The following is a 21,847-nucleotide window of genomic DNA, read 5'->3' as shown; positions in this document are numbered from 1 at the left end:
TCCGTCGTCGACGCAGACCGTAGGCCGTAGGCCGCACGACCGCCGGGGACGGCCGAGATGCGGCGCGCCCCCACCCTCGACGAGATCTGACCGGCGCCACGATAACCTGACACGATCGTTGACGCTCTCATGACGGTAGTGTATCGATTTGAGTTATGTCAATCGGTTTCCGGGCCCGGACGACTCTCGGTACCGCGACGCGAACGTCGCCTAACGCCCTGGTCTCGAACTTTCTTTCGGGCGACTGGCGCCGGTCGGAACGCGACCGGCGGCACCCCATGACCGGGTCCGGTACCGGCCTGTCGCATCCCCGGGCCGTACCACATCCCCGCACCGGACACCGGACTCGCGGCGCGGACACGGCCCTTCACGGCCCGCCAGCCCCCCGCCTTGGGCCGCGACCCGGAACCCCCGCGAGATGAGCCGGACCCGCCGTCTGGACGACCTGGTCGCCGCGCTACCGGCATTGATGCCGGTGCGCGCCACGTCCCTGCTCGTCACCATCTACGGCGACAGCATTCTCCCCCACGGCGGCAGCACGTGGCTGGGCAGCCTGATCCGCCTGGTGGCGCCGCTCGGCCTGTCGGAGCGCATGGTGCGCACGGCGGTGTTCCGTCTGGCGCGGGACGGCTGGCTGTCGGCCGCGCCGGTGGGCCGGCGCAGCTACTACAGCGTCACCGCCGAGGGCCGGCGCCGGTTCGACGCCGCGCACCGGCGCATCTACGCCGCCGACCCGCCGCCCTGGGACGGCGACTGGCTGCTGGTGCTGACAAGCGCCCTGCCGCTGGAGCCCGAGGCTCGCGAGGCCCTGCGCCGCGAGTTGCTGTGGCAGGGCTTCGGCACGCTGGCGCCGACCGTGCTGGCCCATCCCCGGGGCGATGAGGACGGCCTGCGTCAGATCCTCGACGGTCAGGGCCTGGCCGACCGGGTGGTGGTCATGCGGGCGCGCGACCATCCGCTGACCGGCCCGGCGGCCGGCCTCGCGCTGGTGCGCGCCGGCTGGGACCTGGACACCCTGGCCGCCGGCTACCACGCCTTCCTGGGCCGATTCCGCCCGCTCTGGCAGGCCCTGCGGCGCCTGGACGATCCGGCGCCCGACCAGGGCTTCCTGATCCGCACCCTGCTGATCCACGATTATCGGCGCGTGCTGCTCCGCGACCCGCTGCTGCCGGCGGAGGTGCTGCCGGACGACTGGCCGGGGGCGGCGGCGCGGCAGTTGTGCCGCACGCTCTATCGCGCCACCCAGGCCGCCGCCGAACGCCACCTGATGGCACGCCTGGAGACCGCAGACGGCCCGCTGCCCGACGCGGCCCCGGCGTTCCACGCACGCTTCGGCGGCCTTGATGATGCCGCACCGATTCCCACCGCGACGCCCATCGGACAGGGAGGAGCACCGTGACCGTCTCCCTCTGCGTCGTTGGCTCGGGACCCGCCGGGCTCTATGTCGCCGACGCCCTGGCCCGCCGCCACGCCGGCGCGCGCATCGACGTGCTGGAGCGCCTGCCGACCCCCTATGGTCTGGTACGCGCCGGGGTCGCCCCCGATCACCCCGGCACCAAGGCCGTCACCCGCCAGTTCGACCGCACCCTGGCGCGGCCCGGCGTGCGCTTCCTGGGCAACGTGACGGTCGGCCGCGACATCGCCCTGGCCGAGGTGCGCGCCGCCTACGACGCCGTGATCCTGGCCGCGGGCGCCCCGGAGGACCGCCGGCTGGGCATCCCCGGCGAAGACCTCGCCGGAGTCTACGGCTCCGGTGCCTTCGTCGGCTGGGTCAACGGGCATCCCGACCACGCGGCGCTGGCGCCTCGCCTGCCCGGTCCCGCCGTGGCCATCATCGGCGCCGGCAACGTGGCGCTCGACATCGCCCGGGTGCTGGCCAGGACGCCCGAGGAGATGGCGCGGGGCGACCTCTGCGCCCACGCCGCCCGGATCATCCACGCCGCGCCGCTCACCGACCTCTGGGTGATCGGCCGGCGCGGCCCCCTGGACGCCGCCTTCACCCCGGCGGAACTGAGCGAACTGGGGTCCCTGGCCCGCGCCCGCCCGGTGGTGGAGTCGACCGCCCTGCACGAACCGACACCCACCGAGGCCATGCCTCGGAAGACCCTGGAGATCCTGCGGGGGTTCGCCGCCCGCCCGGACGCCGAGGACGCGCCGGTCCGCATCCGCATCCTGTTCAACGCCGCCCCCCTGGCCATCGAGGGCGCGGCCGGCGCGGTCACCGCCCTGCGGCTGGCCCGCACCCGGGCGGAGGACGGTCGCGCGGTGTCCACCGGCGAGACCCTGACCCTGCCCGTGGGCACGGTGGTTAGCGCCATCGGCTATCGCCCTCGCCCCCTGGACGGTGCCCCCCTCGACGAGGCCCGCAGCCGGATCGCCAACACCGACGGCGTGATCGCCGACGGGCTGTTCGTGGTCGGCTGGGCGCGGCGCGGCCCGACGGGCGTGATTCCCGCCAACCGCGCCGACGCCCTGGCCGTCGCCGACCGGGTGAGCGGCTGGCTGGCCGACCACCCCAAGGGAACCAGGCCAGGGCCGGACGCGCTGGATGCCCTGCTGCGGCAGCGGGGCGTTCGGGTCGTCTCCCGCGCCGACTGGGAGCGGATCAACCAGGCCGAAATCGCGTGTGGCGACATGACCGGCCAGCCCCGCCAGAAAATCACCGCCATCGCCGAGATGCTGTCCCTGCTGGACGACACGGCGACCGAGGCTTGACGCCCGCCAGGGCCCGGTCTACGCAGGCGGCCCCGGCCCTCCCGTCAGCGAGCCTCGCCATGTCCGACCAGCCGCCACCGTCCGTCGAGGATCACAGTCAGCCCGTCGCCCGCGAACCGGCGATGGCGTTCCAGGGGCATCTGGGCGCGTACTCCCATGCCGCCTGCCGAACCGCCTACCCGGACATGCGCCCGCTGCCCTGTGCCGCCTTCGAGGACGTGTTCGCCGCCGTGCGCAACGGCAAGGCCCTGCACGCCATGATCCCCATCGACAATTCCGTGGCCGGGCGCGTGGCCGATATTCATCATCTGCTGCCGGGGTCCGGGCTGCACATCGTCGCCGAACACTTCCTGCGCGTGAATCACCACCTTCTCGTCGTCCCGGGAACCAAGCTGGAAGACCTGCGCACCGTGGAAAGCCATGTGCACGCGCTGTCCCAGTGTCGCCGCCTGCTGCGCGACCTGGGCCTGAAGCCCGTGGTCACGGCGGACACGGCCGGCGCCGCGAAGGACGTGGCGGCCCGGGGCGACACATCCGTCGCGGCCATCGGCTCCGCCCTGGCCGGCGAAATCCACGGCCTGGAGTCCCTGCGCGCCAACGTCGAGGACGAGGACCACAACACCACGCGCTTCGTCATCATGGCCCGCGAGCCGGTGTCCCCCCGCGCCGACGTGGAATCGGTCACCTCGTTCATCTTCCGCGTCCGCAACGTGCCGGCCTCGCTGTACAAGGCGCTGGGCGGCTTCGCCACCAACGGCGTCAACATGACCAAGCTGGAAAGCTATCAGGTGGGCGGCACCTTCATCGCCGCCCAGTTCTACGCCGAGGTGGAGGGCCGGCCCGACGACCGCCCGGTGGCCTATGCCCTGGAGGAACTGCGCTTCTTCTCCCACGAGGTGCACATTCTCGGCGTCTATCCGGCGCATCCCTACCGGTTCGAGGCGCGGCGCCGGGTGCTGGAGGCGGAGACGCGCCTGGAGCACACGCGGCCCGACCCGCTCGCCAATCGTTGGGCGGAGACGTCGAACGGTCTATAGTGGCGGGGTGGTCACTCCACCTGGGAGGTCCTCGATGACCGCCGTCCGTTCGCCCCGGACCCCGTCGGTTCGCGCCCCGGCCATCGCCGGCACGTTCTACGCGGCCGATCCCGACGCCCTGCGCCGGAGCGTGCGCGCGGATCTGGACCGGGCCCGCGCGCGCCGTCCGGCCGACGCGCCGGTCCCCAAGGCGATCATCGCCCCCCATGCCGGCCACGTGTACTCGGGCGCCCTGGCGGCCCGTGCCTATGTCCTGCTGGAGCCGGCGCGGAACCGGATCCGGCGTGTGCTCCTGGTCGGACCGTCCCACCGCGTGGCGTTCGAGGGCGTGGCCCTGTCCGGCGCCGATCGCTGGCGCACCCCCCTCGGCGAGGTCCCCCTGGACCACGCCTGGACGCGGGACCGCCTTGGCGACGACACCGCGGTCTCGGTCCTCGACCACGCCCATGCCCAGGAACACTGCCTGGAGGTTCACCTTCCCTACCTTCAGGAGGCCCTGGGTGACATCGCCCTGGTGCCGCTGGTCGCCGGGCGGGTTGCCTCGCCCACGCTGGCGCGGGTGCTGGACGCGCTCTGGAACGGTCCCGAGACCGCCATCGTCATCAGTTCCGACCTCAGCCACTTCCTGGACTATGACGCCTGCCAGGCCCGCGACGGCGCCACGGCCAGCGCCATCGAGGCCCTGCGACCCGGCGTCATCGGCCCCCGCGATGCCTGCGGCTGCCGGCCCGTCGACGGCCTGCTCACCCTGGCGCGGCGGCGCGGACTGCGGGTCGAGCGCATCGGCCTGTGCAACTCCGGCGACACCGCCGGCACGCGCGACCGGGTGGTGGGGTATGGGGCCTGGGCCTTTCACGAGCCCGAGGGCACCGCCACCGACTCGGACCCTGTCGAGGCCACCGCGCGGCTCGCGCGCGCGCATACGGACCTGCTGGTCGGTCTGGCCAAGGAGGGCGTCGACCACGCGGTGCGCGACGGCACGCCCCCCCGGGTGCCGGTGGAAAGCCTGCCGCAGGCGCTGCGCGCCCACGGCGCCGCCTTCGTCACCCTGACGCGCGCCGACGGCGGCCTGCGCGGCTGCATCGGATCACTGGAGGCGCGCCGCCCCCTGGCGCAGGACGTGGCCGGGCATGCCTTCAACGCCGCCTGCCGAGACGCCCGCTTCCCGCCGGTGACCGCGGACGAGTTGCCGGGCCTGACGGTGTCGATCTCGGTCCTCACGCCGCCCATGCCCCTGCCCTTCGCCGACCGCGACGATCTTCTTCAGGCGATGCGGCCCGGCGTCGACGGCCTGATCCTGGAGGACCGGGGCCGGCGCGGCGTGTTCCTGCCGCAGGTGTGGGAGCAGGTGCCCGAACCCGAGGTATTCCTTGCCCACCTGCTGCGCAAGGCCGGCCTCGCGGACTCCCACTGGTCCGACGACGTCCGGCTGTGGCGCTTCGAAACACGGGGCGTGAAGGCCGCGCCCTGGTCGCCGGCCGCCGCGCCGGCATCCCCATCCGGCCCCCAGAACCCCTAACCCCCTGAACCCCTGATGACCCTGGAGGCGAAACACCCGATATGTGGAAGATGATCCTGGGAACCATTGTCGCCTTGGGGACCTCGGCGATCATCGTCATCTACCTGGACAGCATTTCCGAGAAGACCGCCGCCTCCTACCGGGGCGAGGGAGTCGCCCTGGAGGGTGGGTGGACGGGCACGCTGCCCACCCAGTTCAAGGGGATCTGGGTGGTGGGGGGTGATTGCGACAGTGAACACGCGCCGCTGATCGTGATGTCCAACGGCGGCTACCGCTGGCGGGACGGTCCCACCAACTGGGGTTATGCCCGTGGGCACTACAAGTTCGACAGCCCGGCGAGCAACAAGCTCATGTTCCGCCTGAGCAAGCTCAACAGCCCCCACGACGGCACCCCGGACTACATCATCACCGTATCAGGTGTACAATTGAAGAAATACAATCTGAAGAGTCGCACCGAGGTCGAATACGAGAAGTGCCCGGAGTGAGTCCGGCGCGCGCGCCGTGCCCCCCGGCGTCCCGGTCGGGCGGCGCGATGTGTCCCCGTGTCTCCGCGCCCCTCGCCCATGGGGACACTCCCCCTGGGGTCGACCTGACACGCCGACCCACGCCTTTGGCGATCATGGGGCTTGTATCCCGCGCATCACGGGCACACAGTTGGACCCGCATTGACCACAATCAAAGGCGGGCACCATGTTTTCTCGCACCACAGCCGGCATGCGTACCCTGGCTCTCGGGCTGCTGATCTCGGCGGCGGCGATCCCCACCGCCGGCCCGGCCGTGGCCGGCGAGACCTGGGACATGCCCATGGCCTACGCGGCGTCCAACTTCCACTCCGAGACCGGCGCCGCGTTCGCCCAATGCATCACCACCGGCACCGGCGGCGATCTGGAGGTCGTGACCCACCCCTCGGGCGCGCTGTTCAGCGGCGCCGACATCAAGCGGGCGGTGCAGACCGGGCAAGTGCCGATCGGCGAGCGCCTGCTGTCCGCCCACCAGAACGAGAACCCCTTGTTCGGGTTCGACTCCATTCCCTTCCTGGCGACGTCGTTCGAGGACTCCGCCGCCCTGTGGCAGGCGGCCAGGCCGACCATCGACCAGGTGCTGGCCGACCAGAACCTGGTGTTGCTCTATGCCGTACCCTGGCCGCCGCAGGGCCTCTACTTCAACAAGGCGGTCGACAGCGTCGCCGACATGGCCGGCGTCAAGTTCCGCTCCTACAACACCACCACGGCCCGCCTGGCCGAACTGACCGGCATGCTGCCGGTGCAGATCGAGGCCGCCGAGATCAGCCAGGCGTTCGCCACCGGCGTGGTGGAGTCCATGATGTCGTCGGGCGCCACCGGCTATGACCGCAAGGTCTGGGAAAGCCTCAGCCACTTCTATACGGCGGACGCCTCGCTGCCGCGCAACTATGTGTTCGCCAACGCGGATGCCTGGGACGGCCTGGACGACGCCACCCGCGATGTCATCACCGCCTGCGCGGACCTGGCCGAGTACGCCGGCACCGCCCGTGCCATGGAGTACACGACCTTCACCGTCACCGGGCTGACGCGGAACGGCATGACCGTCACCGCGCCGGGAGACGCCCTGACGGCGGAACTGGCGGCGATCGGCGAGACCATGACCGCCGAGTGGCTGGAGGCCGCCGGCGACGACGGCCGGGCCATCGTCGACGCGTTCAAGGCCAGGCCGTGAGGACGGACGGGATGATGTCCATGGTCACGCGGCGGGATCGGGATGTCGAAGCCCGCCCGTGGCACCGGTCATGGCACCGGTCATGGGGCACCCGCCGATGACGCTTCTGAGGGGCCTGCGCGCGCTTCTGGACGGCCTGTACACGGCGGGCGGCGTGCTCGCCGCCCTGTGCATGCTAGGCATCCTGGTCATGATCGTGCTGCAGATGCTGGCACGCTGGACCGGCGAGGTCTTTCCCGGCGCGCCCGAGTACGCCGGCTACTGCATGGCCGCCGCCTCGTTCCTGGCGTTCGCCCATGCCCTGACCCGGGGCGCCCATATCCGCGTGGGCATCCTGGTGCAGGCCCTGGGGCCGCGCGCCCTGTGGCTGGCGGAGGTCTGGTGCTTCGGCGTCGGCGCGGCGCTGGCCTGGTACCTCACCTATTATGCCGCGCGCGCCGCGTCCTGGTCCTGGCGGCTCAACGACATCAGCCAGGGCCAGGACGCGACGCCGCTGTGGATTCCACAGTTGGCCATGGTCGCCGGCGCCGGCCTGTTCGCCCTGGCGTTGACCGACAACCTCGCGCACCTGCTGGTCACCGGACGCCACCGCATCCGGGCCGAGGCCATCCAAGACCGGCCGGATCGTTAGCGGATGGACGAGATCCAGCTCATCGGCCTGTTCCTGTTCGTGCTGTTCCTGTTGCTGGGCACCGGCGTGTGGGTCGGTCTGGCGCTGCTGGGCGTGGCCTGGGTGGGGATGGAGCTGTTCACCAGCCGCCCGGCCGGCGACGCCATGATCACCACCATCTGGACGACCACATCGTCGTGGACCCTCACGGCCCTGCCCCTGTTCATCTGGATGGGCGAGATCCTGTTCCGCACCCGCCTGTCCGAGGACATGTTTCGCGGCCTGTCGCCCTGGATGGCGCGTCTGCCCGGCGGGCTGCTGCATACCAACATCGTCGGCTGCACGGTGTTCGCGGCCGTGTCCGGCTCGTCGGCGGCGACCCTGACCATGGTGGGCAAGATGTCCATTCCCGAGTTGCGCCGGCGCAACTACCCGGAACACATGGTCATCGGCACCCTGGCCGGCGCCGCCACCCTGGGCCTGATGATCCCGCCCTCGCTGACCCTGATCGTCTACGGCGTCAGCATCAACGAGTCCATCACCCGGCTGTTCATGGCCGGGGTGCTGCCGGGCCTGGTGCTGGCGCTGATGTTCATGGCCTATGTGGCGGTTCGGGCGCGCGCCAGCCGGCACTTCAACCCGGACCAGGAAACCGGACTGTCGTTGCGGGAGATGCTGGCCACCTCCCGCGCCCTGATCCCGGTGATGATGCTGATCACGGTGGTCATCGGCTCCATGTACCTGGGCTTCGCCACCGCCACCGAGGCCGCCGCCTTCGGCGTGCTGGGATCGCTGGTGCTGGCGGCGACCCAGCGGTCGCTCACCTGGGCCACGGTCACGGCCAGTCTCATGGGGGCCACCCGCACCTCGGCCATGATCGCGCTGATCCTGGCGGGCGCCGCCTACCTGTCGCTGTCCATGGGCTTCACCGGCCTGCCCCGGGCGCTGGCGGAGTGGATCGCCACGATCGAGTTGACCCGCTTCGAGTTGCTGATGGTGCTGCTGGTGTTCTACATCGTCATCGGCTGCTTCCTGGACGGCATCTCCTCGGTGGTGCTGACCATGGCGGTGGTCGAACCGATGATCCGCGCCGCCGGGATTGATGTCATCTGGTTCGGGGTGTTCGTCGTGGTGGTGGTGGAGATGGCGCAGATCACGCCCCCCATCGGCTTCAACCTGTTCGTCCTGCAAGGGATGACGGGCCATCACATGGGTGTCATCGCCCGCGCCGCCTTTCCCATGTTCCTGATCATGGTGGTGATGGTGTTCGTGCTCATCGCCGTGCCGGAACTGGCCACGTGGCTGCCGGACACCATGCGCGAGGCGCGCGCGGGATAGGCACGGCCGGGGTCCCCGGGCTACACTCGGGCCGCCGGCCTCGACCTTCCCGCACGAGAGCATTCCATGTCTTCGCCGCCCCCCGACGACCCCTCCAAGGACGCCTCAGACGGCATCCTCAAGCCGCCTCCCAAGCGCGCCGGCCTGCGGTCCCGCGCCCGCGTGGCCCTGGGCGACACTCAGGCCGAGCCGCGCCAGCCGCCCAACATGGTCTGCCAACGCTGCAACGCCGAATTCCGCTGGGTGCGGGCCGAGAAACCGGGCAGCGGCACCGCCGAATGGGCCGCGCGCCTGGTGAAGGGCTCGGAAAAGTGCGATTGCGGCTATGGCCTGCGCACCGCGCGCCGCAAGGGTCCGCATCCCTGAAATCGACGGACGCGCCGCGATCGGCCCTTGCGAAGGCGGCCGCGCCACCCCAATAGACCAGCGGTGTGTGTTGCGCGCGCGAATGTGCCGACACGGCATGGCACGTTGTGCACGCACCCATGCGGCGGATACGGCTGACCGGTCCGCCGGACGAGAGCGGTCAGTCTCGATGACCGTTGGCTCACTTACCGACTCTTCCGCGCGTGTCGCCCTCCGAGGCGGCGGGACGGACGCATGACGACCCGGGTCGGACGGAAGCGGACACAGGAATGAGCAGCGGCGGGCACGGACGGTGGACCCTTTTCGCGCACCAGGGAACGGGACGGCTGGCCAAGCGGGGAGGCGCGGCGCTGCTGGTCGCGGGGCTGCTCACGGGCGCGGTCGCGGCGGCCCGGGGGGAGACGTCCATCCCGCCCCCCGACCGGGCGGAAGCGCCGGATCTGGCCGTCCTGGACCTGACCATCACTGGCCTGCGCGACGGCAACGGAACCGTGTTCCTGGCCATCTATGACCGTCCGGAGACCTTCCCGGAGCCTCAGGGCATGCGTACCCGCCTGCGCGCCGAGGTCACCGGCGGATCGGTGAGCGTCACCGTCCCCGATCTGCCGCCGGGTCGATACGCGGTGGCCGCCTTCCACGACCAGAACGGCAACGGCGCCTTCGATCGGGGCCTGTTCGGCGTCCCCCTCGAAGGCTTCGGCTTCACGCGCGACGCGTCCGTCTTTCCGGTCGGTCCGGCCTTCGACGACGCGGCGGTGACCGTCGCGCCGCCCCGCACACAGGCCCGCGTGCGCATGCGGTACGGCCTGTGACACGGCACATTGATAGGCAAATTCGATGAAAACTCATTGATCAATTCGTTAGACCATCTCTTCCCCGTGCGCCAGAGTGCGACGAATTGCGGCGCCGCGCGCGACGCTCCCCCACTCTGGACACTCAACACTCAAGAAGGAGAAACACCCATGACCGATCAGAGCGTGTCCCCCGCTGTCGACACCGGCCTTGGCGATCAGGCGCGTGAGTCCATGGCGCGCGGGCTGACCGCCGTCCTGGCCAGTTCCTTTTCGCTGGCCCTGAAGACCCAGAACTTCCACTGGAACGTGACGGGACCGCGCTTCCACGGCCTGCATGCCCAGTTCGAGGAGCAGTACACCGATCTTTACACCGCCACCGATGATATCGCCGAGCGCGTCCGCGCCCTGGGGATCATGGCGCCCGGTGGCCTGACCGCCTTTGGCGCCCAGAGCGTCATCGAGGACGCGCCCGAGGTGCCCCCGTCGGCCAACGAGATGGTGGCCACCCTCGCCCGCGATCACGACGCCATGGCGCGCCTGATCCGGGGACAGGTCGGCGGTGCCGCCGAGGCCGGCGACGAGGTCACCGTGGGCCTGTTGAGCGATCGCCTGGGCGTGCACGAGAAGACCGCGTGGATGCTGCGCTCCAGCGTCGGCTGAGCCGCCGACGCACCTCCTGACGCGCCCCTGTCGCGCCCGGGACGGCCCGCCCCCATCGGGGCGGGCCTTTTTCTGGTGGTGCGTGTGACCATCGGTCCTCGGGCAGGACGGTCGAGACCCGCGACCGGCCCGGCGCATGAGTCCCGTCCATCCGCCGATGGCCTCAGGCGGTCCGATGGGCGGCCAGAACGCGCAAGGACTCGTCGCTGGTCACCGTGCCGTCGGCGGTCCAGTCCTGGCCCACGGCCCGGCCCGCCCGGGTCGCCGGCCGCGCGGCGATGGCCTCGAACCAGCGCTTGAGATTCGGATGTGAGTCAAGGGCCTGACCCTGCCGTTCATGGGACGCCACCCACGGCCAACTGGCCATGTCGGCGATGGTGTAGTCCTCGCCCACCAGGAACGGCCTCTGGTCCAAACGCCGGTCCATCACGCCATAAAGACGCGTGACTTCCTTGGTGTAGCGCTCGACGGCATAGGGAATGGGATCGGGCGCGTAGTGGCGGAAGTGGTGCGCCTGCCCGGCCATCGGCCCCAAGCCGCCCATCTGCCAGAACAGCCATTCCAGCGTGGCCAGGCGCGTCCTGGGCGCCGTGGGCAGGAAGCGCCCGTGCGTCTCCGCCAGGTAGATGAGGATGGCACCGGACTCAAACACGGAGAGCGGCGGGCCGCCGTCGGCGGGCTGGGAGTCGATGATCGCGGGCATGCGGTTGTTCGGGGCGATGGCCAGGAAGTCCGGGTGGAACTGGTCATTCTTGGTGATGTTGATGGCGTGCACCCGGTAGGGAACGCCCAGTTCCTCCAACATCAGGGTGACCTTGAACCCATTGGGGGTGGGCCAGAAAAAAAGGTCGATCATGACTCCTCCGGCGTGAGCGGCATGGGAAGGCGCCACCGCGCCCGACGCGGCGGGGCCAGAATTATGGACCAATTGGTCCTATAACCCCGATGTCGGACCGGCACACCATCCACGCAAGGGGCCCCGGATCACAAACGACGGGACCGGTCACGGCGGCCCGGTATGACCAGCCACCCGGTGTGCGAGGCGACGACGGCCACGGGCCTCCGCCGTGCCGGACGGGTCACCGATTGGCGATGGACTCCTCGGCCTGGGTCACCAGGTCGCGGCCGATCTTGTTCGCCCAGGTCTCGTAGACGTCCTGCGTGGCGTCCACGAACATCTGGCGCTGCGCATCGGTCAGGCGCGTGACGGTGACGCCCTGGCCCTCGATCTCCTCGATCAGCGACTCGTCGTCGGCGGTCAGGCCCGCGCGCGCGACCTCGATGCCCTTGGCCCCGGCGTCAATGGCGGCCTGACGCAGGATCTCCTGATCCTCGGGCGTGAAGGTCTCCCAGACCTTGTGACTGACACCAAAGATCAGCGGGTCGGCCATGTAGTGCCACAGGGTCACATGGGTCTGGCCGACCTCGTGCATCTTGGCGATGGCGAAGATGGTCAGCGGGTTTTCCTGACCGTCCACGGCGCCGGTGGTCAGCGCCGGCTTGGCGTCGGCCCAGCTCATTTGCGCCGGGTTGGCGCCGAGCGCGGTGAACGTGTCGTTGAACAGCGGCGAGCCGACCACCCGCATTTTCATGCCGGCGAGGTCCTCGGGCGTGGCGATGGCATGGCGGGAGTTGCTGACCTCGCGAAAGCCGTTCTCGGCCCAGCCCAGGGGCTCGACTCCGTTCTCGCGGATGATTTCGAACAGGCGCGCGCCCACCGGTCCCTGGGTCAGGGCGTCCAGCGCGGCGTAGTCCGGCATCAGGAACGGCAGGGAAAACAGGTTCAGTTCGACGATCTGCGGCGACCAGTTGATGGTCGAGCCCACGGCCATGTCGATGCCGCCCCGGCGCAGCGCGGTGAACTCCTTGGTCTGTTCGCCGGCCACCAACTGGGCACCGGGATAGAGCTTCATGGTGATGCGGCCGTCGGTGCGCTCGGCCACCAGCCTCGCCCACTCCTCGGCGGCGATGCCCCAGGGGAACGGCACCGGGATCACGGTGGAGACCTTGTACTCGTTCTTGTAATCGGTCGCCTGGGCTGGTGGGGGGGCCATCGTGACGGCGATGGTCAGCGCGGCGGCCGCCACGGCGACGGCACGCGGAAGCATCCTGGACACGGTCATGCGAACGTCCTCCTGTATCCTTATTCATCCTTTTGGGGTATCGAGGCCCGCCGAACCCGGCGGTCTCCTCCCGTCCTTCTCTCGCGTCGGACCCCGCATCGTGTCGACGGTCCTGACCCGACCCCGCGCCGACACCCGGTGGCCTGCCCCTTGGAGGATACAACGGCCCTCACATCGCTTTCGCGGGGTCTCACGGGCCGTCGCATCCCTCGACAACACGAGACTCACAAACGTACGGGTCTCCCGGCCGAATCCCAAGGCCGTTGACGGGACGCGGCACACAGCGGCGACCTTCGGAGTCGGGACACGCGAGCCCCCTGATATCCCAGGTCCGGGCCGCTGGAGAAGGAAAAAGGACGAAAACGCGAGCGGGGGATCTCCTGCGATGGAGATCCCCCGGCACGTCTGCTCTTTCGGACATCGCGGGCGGATACTGCGGGCGGGACCCGCCCGAACCGGCCGTGATCAGCGGTCGGCCTCGGGTGTCCCGTACCAGTCCTTGGCCTTGAAGGGCCGGCCGCCGTCGCCTTTCTCGCAGGATCCCGAGCTGAACTCGGGACAGAGGGCCAGCATGTTGCGGATCCACGGTTCATTGGACTGCAACCAGACGGCCAGCGTGCCCTCGGGAATGGTGTCGTCCTCGACCAGCGAGGCCATCTCGTCCAGGCGCGATCCCGAGACGAAGAAGAGGTTGAGGAACTCCACCACCTCCGGTGCCGTCTCCACCAGGCTCCGGGCCACCACGGTGTGGCGTTCCGGAAGGCCGCCCATCTGGTTCGGCCCCAGGTCGACGAGGCCGGCGTCCTCGAAGGTCGAGACGTCCTCGGACGTGGGATCCACGTCAAAGGTCACCTGGGCACGACCACTGACCAGGGCGTCCCGCAGGTCCTGGGGCGCCACCACCACCATCGAGGCGGTGTGCTGGTCGGTCAGGCTGTCCAGGATGCCCACGAAGGCGCTGGCCTTGGCGATGGACGGCGGTCCGCCCACGGCCGCGAAGGTGATGTCGGCCGCCACCGCCCCGGTGGGGGCGGTCAGCAGGCCCAGGGCCGCCACGGCGGCCCCGATGCGAAGATGTCTCATGGCTCAGTACGTCGCCCCTTTCACGCTGCCGTCGTCACCGCCCGTGGCGGGCGCGCCGGCCGATCCGGACAGATGGGCGCTGGCCGGGCTCATCAAGGCCACGTCGACGCCGAAGCCGATCTGGTCACCGTTGCCCAGGTACACCGGGTCCTTGCTGCCGAACCGCGCCGTGCCCTGCACCACCGGCAGGCCCCGCGCGACGAACTTCTTCACCGTCAGCAGCCCCGTGCAGTGGTTGGCGCCGATCTTCTCGAAGCCGTAATCGCCCAGCGTGAACACCAGATCGTCGTACTTGGGATCCCAGTCGTCGAACGGGCTGATGTGCAGGCCGCCATAGATGCCGTACAGCTTCTCCATCTGGATTTCCTGCAAGGCCGTCTCGGCGAAGCGAATGATACCCTGGTGGCAACAGCCGGTCACCGACACCAGGCCCTTCCCCTCCACGTTGACGTACAGCGAGTTCTCGCCATAGACACGGGTGATGATGGGAATGGCGAAGTTGTAGATGGCCACGCCGTCGAACATTTGCGTGAGCCCCGGTTTCAGCACATGCAGGGCGCCCCGATGCCCGGAGTCCTTCACGTACTGGAAGCCTTCCTCGTAGAACCCCTCGGGCACGTAGACGTCGATCTCCGGGGCGTACTTCATGGTCACCGGGAAGCCCCAGAAGTGATCGAAGTGCTCGTGAGAGATCACCAGGGCATCGATCTCGCCGTTGGCCAGCATCTTGTCGATGCCCTCGCGCTGGAACGACTTGTCGATCCAGTCATAGGACCAGCCCGAGTCCAGCAAAATCTTCTTGGTGCTGCCGTCGCGCAGTTCGATTTCCAGCAACGCGGCATACCCGCCCGCGTTCTCGGGATGAACGGCGTTCTCCATCTGGAACGCCCAGGCCCGCTCCAGGTTGTTGGGCAGGTCGTCCTTGATGTGCTTGATGCCGTCGGCGTAGGAGCCCTCGGCCAGCTTGCCGTTCTTGTTGGCGAAGGGGGGCCAGTTGAAGCGGTACTGGTTGACCAGCAGGCCACCGGCGCCCCGGATATCGCCGATCAGGTCGGCGTTGTTGAACCAGCTCGTCTCGGAGATGTTGGTCACCTTCAGCGACCGGACGGCGCCGATGTCCGCCTTCTCGTTCTCGTCCTTGGCGAAGTGGGCGTGGCGCAGGGGCGAATACGAGTACGCCCCCATCATGCCCAGCGCGCCCAGCGCGGTGCCGCCCGCCGCGCCGCGCAGGAAGGCGCGGCGATCACCGGTCGAGCCATGCGATGTGTCGGTCATCTCTGTTCACTCCCGTGGGGCGGGGGCAACAGCAAACCCCCGCCCGTGGTTCGTCGAAACCGTTACCAGTCCGTCATCACGTCCAGCGTGCCGGCCCATCGAAGGACCAGGACCACGACAAAGAACAGGACGATGCCGATGGGAATGCCGGCCACGAGGCCCTTGGCGTAGGAATTCATGATCCGCCTCCTCGCTCTATTCGGCCGCTTGCATGCTGGGCGCGGCACCGGTCTTGGCGGCGTCGCCCGGCACGGTGCGGGTCGCGGGCGCGATCTTCCATCCGGGCCAGTTGTCCATGAACCAGTGGTTGATCAGCATGATGTTGATCATCCAGATGGTCGGGATCATGGGGAACTGCTGCGGATGGCTGAAGCCCTTCTGGGTTCCCAGGAAGAGATGGCTGGTGTTGTAGTACAGCCAGTAGAGAACCACGGCCGCCAACAATGCCACCAGGGTCCGAATGAGGATTCGGGACGTGGGGCTGCCCTTGCGGGGCCAGTTGTTGAAGTAGAAGGTGATGACCAGGGCCGGCAGCAGGTAGAAGATCATCATCTCGCCCACATGCAGCCAGCGCCAGTCCGGCGCGAACAGCCGGCGGGTGCCGCGCACGGCCTCGCCCCACCACAGCTCCTGCGCGAAGTACAGGAAGAAGTGGCAGCACACGGCAATGGCGATGATGCCGAAGAAGGTGGCGCAGCGGCGCAGCCAGTCATGCCGGATCAGGCGGAACGGATAGCGTTCCCAGATGGTTTCCACCAGCCAGACCACCACCGTGCAGCACATGATCCAAGAGACGTGGAAGTTGCCGCTGACCGTGTCGGCGAACTCGTGCCACCAGGGCGGCGCGATGGCGGCGAAGGATTGCCACTGCTCGTACAGGATGCCCATGTGCGGGTGCATGGTCATGAAGAAGATGATGGTGGCCAGGAAGAAGGTCACCAGCAGGATGGTGATGCCCCGCACCGGCTGGCGCTCGCGCTGCCAGGGGGCGTTCTCCATGCCGACGACCCAGGCCGGCGACAGCCAGGAGGCCAGGGCGGCGAACATCAGGATCGCTAGCGCCGCGTATTCCTCGGCGAAGAAGTCGGTGATGCCCAGCTTCTGCATCTCGGACGGGCTGAAGTAGGCCATGGCATAGCTGCCCAGCAGCCCCTCGAAGAAGCCCTTGATGACCAGAACCATGATCACCACGGCGACCGAGGTCAGCACCACGGCCTTGATCAGCGGGTGGGTACGCTCCAGCCAGGCGCGGCGGAACGGCCAGAAGTTGAAGATGTAGACCATCCAGATGAAGATGATCAGCAGCCATCGGCAGTACATGTACCCGACATACGGTGTGTACATGCGCAGCCAGCCGCGCGGATCCTGGAAGATCCACCAGGTGGCGTAGAACAGTCCCGCGAGCAGGACCAGATTGAGAATCTGCGGGATGGGGCTGGGCCAGCGCTGGACGAGGTTACGCTCCTCCAGATAGCCTTCCCCATAGCGCTCCATGGGCTCTGATTGCATGCGCGCTCTCCTTGGCACCCATGGCCGACGAGTCCTCCCCCCCCGGCCTTGGCGTCCGACCGGTCACCCCTGGTGACCGCCGGCGTTCAGGTGTTTCCGCCACGCGAGGTCTTGGCCGGAGACTCCGGCAAGGGCACACCCGGGGTGTCGGAAACGGACGTCCGCGGCGCGGCCGGACTAGGGCGCTGGTGCGCCATGATCTCGCGTGCGAGATCCACATCCGTCTTGCCGTGCGGATCGATGCCCAGATCACGGATGGCGTCGGCGAGAAACGGACGCATTTCCGCGATCAGGGTGTGACACTGGTCGAAAGACGCGAAGAAGTCGGGAACGGGCGCGGCCGAGGGACGATCCCGCGACGCGGCGGACCGATCCTCCGCCGGACGGTCGGCGGAACCCGGCTCGGGCCCCGGATCCCCGGACAAGTCGGCGAGGGTCTCGGCCGGACCCTGGGTCACGGCGCGGACGGCCCGGGACACCAGGCCGCGACACAGCGCGCGACGGTCGAGGGGGGCCGTGGTCATGATCCACTCCCGGCCGGCGCGAGGCCGGCCTCTTGGCGATGATGGTGATCGTGATCGTGATGATGGTGGTGGGGCGAGACGTGCCCGTCGTGACCACCGTCGCCGGCATGGCAGGCGCACAGGGCGGCCTCGGGCACGGCCTCCCAGCCGCCGGCGGACCACCAGCGCGCCGGCGCGGCCGGCGGCGCAAGCAAGGGCCCCCCGGCGCGCGCGGCGGCCACGAAGGGCTCGGCCCCGATCGTCGGCGCGTCGCCGGCCGGGGCCGGATGCGCGGGGGACCACGGCAGCACCGCATGGAGGCCGTCGACCGCGCCACACTCCTGTCCGGAACCGTCCAGGCCGACGACGGCCAACGGTGCCACGCGGTGCACGAACGCCAGTACGGTCATCAGGAGATCATGGAGAGGGCGTGTCCCCGCCCAGCCCGCGGCCGTCCCGGATACGCCCTGCACGGCCATCACGGCCCCCGCCGGGTCCAGCGCCAGACGCAGAAGACCGACCCCGAACAGGGGCGTCTCGAACAGCGCGCGGGTCAACGCGCGGTCGGGCGCGCCGGTGCCATCGAAGCCCGGATCGCGCCGCAGCGCCCGTTCGTCCCCGGTCAGCGCCGTAAGCGCGGGTGAGTCGACGGCCGGGAAGAAACGCACCAGAAGATCGGCCCGCCCGGCGCCGTCCGGCATCAAGGGGGCCGGACCGGCCTCCGGCAGGACCTCCAGGCCATGCACGCCGTCCACCCCGTCCAGCCAGAGCTGGGCGGCGAACGGATGCCCGGGGCAGATGTGCAGGCCCGCCAGCCCGATCCGCGCGGCGGCCTTGGCATCCATCTTCAGAAGACGCAGCCCGTGATCGACGATCCGGGCGCAGACGTCCACGGCCTCCAAGTGCCGACCGATCCCGCCGACAGCGTCCGATCCACGAGAGTCACGCATGGATAGTCAGTGCCCACGCAGGAGCACTCCCCCCGGTTCCGACCCCGCGATACCGACCCTGGACGCGAGGGCGTAGCGGCAAACGACCCGGTTGATGGTAGCGTCGCCCGAAAAAGTTGGCGTCGCACCAGAAACAATCGGATCGCAGCCAGTGACCGTAGGCTATGGGCCTACTAGCGACAGGGAAACGACATTTATCAATGCTCGGGTCTGAATCGCCCAGCTTTTGGCGTATTCGAACTCGTTTCTTCGCAGATAGGTTTTTTATTGAAAGCCCGAAGCCTATTGGTGTTCTCGGCGGACCCCGGTGGTCGCGACGGTTCATACAGGCCGCCGACCATGCCTTTGCGGTCGGGCGCGGCCCCGGCCATGCGCGCCGCCCCACGCCCAGTGCCGATCGGGGACAGGCACACGCCCGACGGATCCAGGGCTGGTGGATCCGACGCGACTTCCGATGCTGGTCTGATGCTGAGCATGGGCGTTCCTGGTCCCACGGGACCCATCGCCTGCCTGTCTGGCCCGCCTTTCTGGCCCGTCGGCAGCGGCCGAGCCGCGGTCCGTCTGGACGGCGACACACGGCATCCTCGCCACGTCCCGGACAAACGACCGACCGGGACGCCGGAACGAGATGATGGAGTAACCCCATGGTTCGTCAGGAGAATCGACAGGTCAATGCAAGACGTCGAGATCACTCATGTGAAGCAATCTATACCCGTTCGAAAGAAGGAGTCGTCGCCCCTAATTGGCTGCTGTTTTATTGGCGGCACCCGTCAAAATTCGACCCGCGACTTGCACCTAAGAATAAAAGGCAACGAATCGACAGCCCGATTGCTGCACTGCGTCTTAAATAGGCTGGGCTCGTTAGCAATTGCAGCAAATTTCGTGAGTCAAAGCCTCACGATTCTCGGCGAGACCGTCCCAGTGATCAGATCGGCGCCCATGTTCTCCTGGTGTTTTGTTTAGGCGGAGACACGACCCCGCGCAACCCGCCGCGCCAGGCGCACCCGCGCCGCCGGCAAACCCAGGTTGCGCGGGGCGAAGACATGGCGGTCCAGGAAAAAGCCCGTCAGACGCAGGCCGTCGGCCACCTGCGCCGGTGGCACGGCGGCCAGGTCCACGTGCTCCCCCAGAAGGAACGGCGGCAGCGGCAACAGGCGGTCCCCGTAGGGCTCTCCGGCCGACGCCGACACCGCTCGGCCACTCTTGGGCGATACGTAGATCAGGGTGTCATGACGCCCGGTGGCGGCACAGCGGGACAGGTCGAGGCCGAAGCCCAGGTCGGCCAGCAGCGCCCGTTCCCAGACCACCAGGGCCGCGCCGGCCTCGGCCGCCCGCGCGTCGTCCATCAGCAGCGCCAGCAGCGCCAGGACATCGTCGAAGACGGCGGCCATCGGCTCGCGCTCGGGCAAGGCTCCATCAGCCACGGCACAGGCCGCCGCCAGCACCGACAGACGCTCCGGCGCCGCCAGCAGACGCGCGGCGACCGCGTCGGCCATTTCGGCGGTCAGGTTGCCCAGGTGCTCGGCCAGACGCGCCTTCCAGGTGACCGAGAGGCGATTGCCCGGTTGATAGAGACCGCGCGCCGCCTTGCCGGCACCGCCCCGCACCAACCCCATGTGGCGGCCATGCTCGCGGGTCAGGACCGAGACGAGCAGGCTGCTTTCCCCATGCGGCCGGGCGGACAGGACCACGCCCTCGTCGCGCCAGTCGATCGCCATGGCGCCCCGCTCCCCGATCAGCCCACCAGCAGCGCCAGGGTGAACACCCCCATGCCGGCCAGAATGCCCCCGACGCCCGTGAACAGCAGCAGGGGCGACAGCCAGCGCGGCACGCGCCAGCGATGCTGGCCCACCAGGGCGATCAGGCTGACCGCCCCGATTGTCAACAGGATCATGGCCCCGGCGTTCATGGCGCCCTCGCCTCCCCGGCGTCGTCAGGCGTCGAAGTCCAGCCCCCACTCGGCATAGTGACGTCGGTCATCCCACAGTTTGTCCTGAACCTTCACATGCAGGAACAGGTGCACGGGCCGCTCCAGAAGGCGGCTCATCTCCTGGCGCGCGGCGGTGCTGATGGCGCGGATCCGGCTTCCCCCCTTGCCCAGAACGATGGCCCGCTGGCTGTCGCGCTGCACGAAGACCACCTGATCGATGCGCACCGAACCGTCCGTCCGCTCCTGCCACGCCTCGGTCTCCACCTGGACCGCGTAGGGCAGTTCCTGGTGGAGTTGCAGGAAGACCTGCTCCCGCGTCATCTCCGCCGCCCACATACGCTGCGGCAGATCGGAGATCTCGTCCTCCGGATACATCCAGGGACCGGGCGCCACCGCCCCGGCCAGATGCGCGAGAAGGTCGGCGGTGCCGTCCTCCTTCACCGCCGAGATCATGAACACCGCCCCGAACAGCCCGGTGGCGTCCGCCGCCGCCGCCAGCGCCAGCAGGCTCTCGCGCCTCACCAGGTCCACCTTGTTCAGCACCAGCAGGCAGCCGGTCCGTCCCGACGCCCGCAAGCGATCCATGATGGCCCGCGTGTCGTCGTCGAGGCCCCGGTGGGCGTCCACCACCAGCAGCACTTGGTCGGCATCGGCCGCGCCATCCCAGGCGGCGGCCACCATCGACCGCTCCAGCCGCCGCTTGGGCGTGAAGATGCCCGGCGTGTCGATGAACACGATCTGCGCCGGACCCCGCAAGGCCACGCCGCGCACCCGCGCGCGGGTGGTCTGCACCTTGGGGCTGACAATGGTCACCTTGGTGCCGACCATGGCGTTGACCAGGGTGGACTTGCCGGCGTTGGGCGCGCCCAGCACGGCCACGAACCCGCATCGAGAGGCCGGGGCCTCGTCGCCGGGCTTGTCGCCGGGCTTGTCGCCGGTGTCGTCGATGGGGTTTTCGGCGGGGTCTTCCGTCGGGTCGCCAAGGGTCCCGGGCGTCTCGGTCACAACCGCAGTCCTTTCAAGAGCAAGGCGGCCGCGCGTTGCTCGGCCTGCCGCTTCGATGCCCCGTCGGCGCGCACCTCGGGCCGCCCCTTGACCCGGACCGCCACCGTGAAGGTGGGCGCGTGATCTGGACCGCTGGCGGCGACCGTCTCGTATACCGGCAGCGGCAGGCCCCGCCCCTGCGCCCACTCCTGGACGCTGGTCTTGGGGTCCTTGGGCGGGGACAGATCCTGGTCCATCAGCGGCGTCCAGTGACGGCGCACCACCCGGTCCACCACCGCCAGCCCGCCGTCGAGGTAGAGCGCCCCCAGCACCGCCTCGCACACATCGGCCAGGAGCGTGGGGTTGTCGCGCCCGCCGAGATCCACTTCGCCCTGGGACAGCCGGATCAGCGACGCCAGGCCCAGGGTCCGGGCCACATGGGCCAGGGTCTCGCCGCGCACCAGGGCCGTATGGCGGCGCGCCAGCGAGCCCTCCGGCTCGCGGGGGAACCGGTCGTACAGCATGTGCGCGACCAGAAGGTTGAGCACCCGGTCGCCCAGGAACTCCAGCCGTTCGTAGCTCTCCAGACCACCGCCCAGGCTGCCGTGGGTCAGGGCGCGGTCCAGAAGGTCGGGCCGGTCGAACCGATGCCCCAGGCGGTCCTCGAGAATGACGAGGTCACGGGCGGGGTCAGCGGTGCCGGGGGTGGCGACATCGGCCGGGCGTGACGGCGATCCCGTCATGCGATGCAATCCT

At 69.3% G+C, this 21,847-nt stretch carries 22 protein-coding genes; 11 read left to right on the top strand and 11 right to left on the bottom strand.

The window, feature by feature from the left end; translation table 11 throughout:
- The first annotated feature begins 418 nt into the window (after positions 1-418).
- The 11 genes from paaX to GGD89_RS02680 all read left to right on the top strand — a co-directional run bounded on the left by paaX (position 419) and on the right by GGD89_RS02680 (position 10,734).
- Positions 419-1,399: a phenylacetic acid degradation operon negative regulatory protein PaaX gene (gene paaX / locus GGD89_RS02730; RefSeq protein ID WP_184042576.1), complete on the top strand. Its 981-nt coding sequence runs from the start codon at positions 419-421 to the stop codon at positions 1,397-1,399.
- Complete coding sequence (locus GGD89_RS02725) at positions 1,396-2,715, top strand: FAD-dependent oxidoreductase (RefSeq protein WP_184042575.1); 1,320 nt, start codon at positions 1,396-1,398, stop codon at positions 2,713-2,715. The genes paaX and GGD89_RS02725 overlap by 4 nt, the downstream gene beginning before the upstream one ends.
- A 59-nt stretch (positions 2,716-2,774) precedes the next feature.
- On the top strand, positions 2,775-3,752 hold the full coding sequence (locus tag GGD89_RS02720) for a prephenate dehydratase (protein ID WP_184042574.1): 978 nt from the start codon (positions 2,775-2,777) through the stop codon (positions 3,750-3,752).
- Positions 3,753-3,786: 34 nt separating this feature from the next.
- Entirely contained in the window at positions 3,787-5,271 is a 1,485-nt protein-coding gene (gene amrB, locus GGD89_RS02715) for an AmmeMemoRadiSam system protein B (protein WP_184042573.1), read from the top strand.
- Between the two features lie 41 nt (positions 5,272-5,312).
- Positions 5,313-5,756: a hypothetical protein gene (locus GGD89_RS02710; RefSeq protein ID WP_184042572.1), complete on the top strand. Its 444-nt coding sequence runs from the start codon at positions 5,313-5,315 to the stop codon at positions 5,754-5,756.
- Positions 5,757-5,961: 205 nt separating this feature from the next.
- Positions 5,962-6,966 carry a TRAP transporter substrate-binding protein gene (locus GGD89_RS02705; RefSeq protein ID WP_221238294.1) on the top strand — a complete coding sequence of 335 codons (1,005 nt, stop codon included), beginning with the start codon at positions 5,962-5,964 and terminating at the stop codon, positions 6,964-6,966.
- A gap of 97 nt (positions 6,967-7,063) precedes the next feature.
- Positions 7,064-7,597: a TRAP transporter small permease gene (locus GGD89_RS02700; protein ID WP_184042571.1), complete on the top strand. Its 534-nt coding sequence runs from the start codon at positions 7,064-7,066 to the stop codon at positions 7,595-7,597.
- A 3-nt stretch (positions 7,598-7,600) separates the two neighbouring features.
- Positions 7,601-8,914: a TRAP transporter large permease gene (locus tag GGD89_RS02695; protein ID WP_184042570.1), complete on the top strand. Its 1,314-nt coding sequence runs from the start codon at positions 7,601-7,603 to the stop codon at positions 8,912-8,914.
- Positions 8,915-8,980: 66 nt separating this feature from the next.
- Positions 8,981-9,280, top strand: coding sequence for a hypothetical protein (locus GGD89_RS02690; RefSeq protein WP_184042569.1), 300 nt, complete (start codon positions 8,981-8,983; stop codon positions 9,278-9,280).
- 269 nt (positions 9,281-9,549) lie between these two features.
- Positions 9,550-10,092 (top strand): DUF2141 domain-containing protein, encoded by a 543-nt coding sequence (locus GGD89_RS02685; RefSeq protein WP_184042568.1) that lies wholly within the window; start codon positions 9,550-9,552, stop codon positions 10,090-10,092.
- Between the two features lie 150 nt (positions 10,093-10,242).
- The gene (locus GGD89_RS02680; protein ID WP_184042567.1) at positions 10,243-10,734 is read left to right on the top strand and encodes a Dps family protein; all 492 of its coding nucleotides are present in this window, start codon (positions 10,243-10,245) and stop codon (positions 10,732-10,734) included.
- A 163-nt stretch (positions 10,735-10,897) separates the two neighbouring features.
- Here the strand turns inward: GGD89_RS02680 and GGD89_RS02675 are convergent, their stop codons facing one another.
- The 11 genes from GGD89_RS02675 to rnc form a co-directional block, all read right to left on the bottom strand.
- Positions 10,898-11,590, bottom strand: a complete 693-nt coding sequence (locus tag GGD89_RS02675; protein ID WP_184042566.1) for a glutathione binding-like protein — start codon at positions 11,588-11,590, stop codon at positions 10,898-10,900.
- A 223-nt stretch (positions 11,591-11,813) separates the two neighbouring features.
- The gene (locus tag GGD89_RS02670) at positions 11,814-12,857 is read right to left on the bottom strand and encodes a DctP family TRAP transporter solute-binding subunit (RefSeq protein WP_184042565.1); all 1,044 of its coding nucleotides are present in this window, start codon (positions 12,855-12,857) and stop codon (positions 11,814-11,816) included.
- Between the two features lie 465 nt (positions 12,858-13,322).
- A complete protein-coding gene (locus GGD89_RS02665) occupies positions 13,323-13,940 on the bottom strand; it encodes a type 2 periplasmic-binding domain-containing protein (protein WP_184042564.1) in 618 nt (205 codons plus the stop codon).
- Between the two features lie 3 nt (positions 13,941-13,943).
- Positions 13,944-15,215 (bottom strand): MBL fold metallo-hydrolase, encoded by a 1,272-nt coding sequence (locus GGD89_RS02660; protein WP_184042563.1) that lies wholly within the window; start codon positions 15,213-15,215, stop codon positions 13,944-13,946.
- A gap of 195 nt (positions 15,216-15,410) precedes the next feature.
- Positions 15,411-16,724 (bottom strand): hypothetical protein, encoded by a 1,314-nt coding sequence (locus tag GGD89_RS02655; protein WP_184042562.1) that lies wholly within the window; start codon positions 16,722-16,724, stop codon positions 15,411-15,413.
- A gap of 86 nt (positions 16,725-16,810) precedes the next feature.
- Positions 16,811-17,248 (bottom strand): hypothetical protein, encoded by a 438-nt coding sequence (locus GGD89_RS02650; protein WP_184042561.1) that lies wholly within the window; start codon positions 17,246-17,248, stop codon positions 16,811-16,813.
- Positions 17,245-18,129, bottom strand: a complete 885-nt coding sequence (locus tag GGD89_RS02645; protein WP_221238293.1) for a hypothetical protein — start codon at positions 18,127-18,129, stop codon at positions 17,245-17,247. The genes GGD89_RS02650 and GGD89_RS02645 overlap by 4 nt, the downstream gene beginning before the upstream one ends.
- 1,007 nt (positions 18,130-19,136) lie before the next feature.
- The gene (recO, locus tag GGD89_RS02640; RefSeq protein ID WP_184042559.1) at positions 19,137-19,895 is read right to left on the bottom strand and encodes a DNA repair protein RecO; all 759 of its coding nucleotides are present in this window, start codon (positions 19,893-19,895) and stop codon (positions 19,137-19,139) included.
- 17 nt (positions 19,896-19,912) lie between these two features.
- Positions 19,913-20,071, bottom strand: coding sequence for a hypothetical protein (locus GGD89_RS02635; protein ID WP_184042558.1), 159 nt, complete (start codon positions 20,069-20,071; stop codon positions 19,913-19,915).
- Between the two features lie 39 nt (positions 20,072-20,110).
- The gene (gene era, locus GGD89_RS02630) at positions 20,111-21,055 is read right to left on the bottom strand and encodes a GTPase Era (RefSeq protein ID WP_184042717.1); all 945 of its coding nucleotides are present in this window, start codon (positions 21,053-21,055) and stop codon (positions 20,111-20,113) included.
- Positions 21,056-21,108: 53 nt separating this feature from the next.
- The gene (rnc, locus tag GGD89_RS02625; RefSeq protein WP_184042557.1) at positions 21,109-21,834 is read right to left on the bottom strand and encodes a ribonuclease III; all 726 of its coding nucleotides are present in this window, start codon (positions 21,832-21,834) and stop codon (positions 21,109-21,111) included.
- Between the last annotated feature and the right edge of the window lie 13 nt (positions 21,835-21,847).

The organism is Roseospira visakhapatnamensis (assembly GCF_014197915.1).
Lineage (GTDB): Bacteria > Pseudomonadota > Alphaproteobacteria > Rhodospirillales > Rhodospirillaceae > Rhodospira > Rhodospira visakhapatnamensis.
Note: the sequence above shows the minus strand (reverse complement) of the source record. Positions and strands in the feature narration are given on the sequence as shown.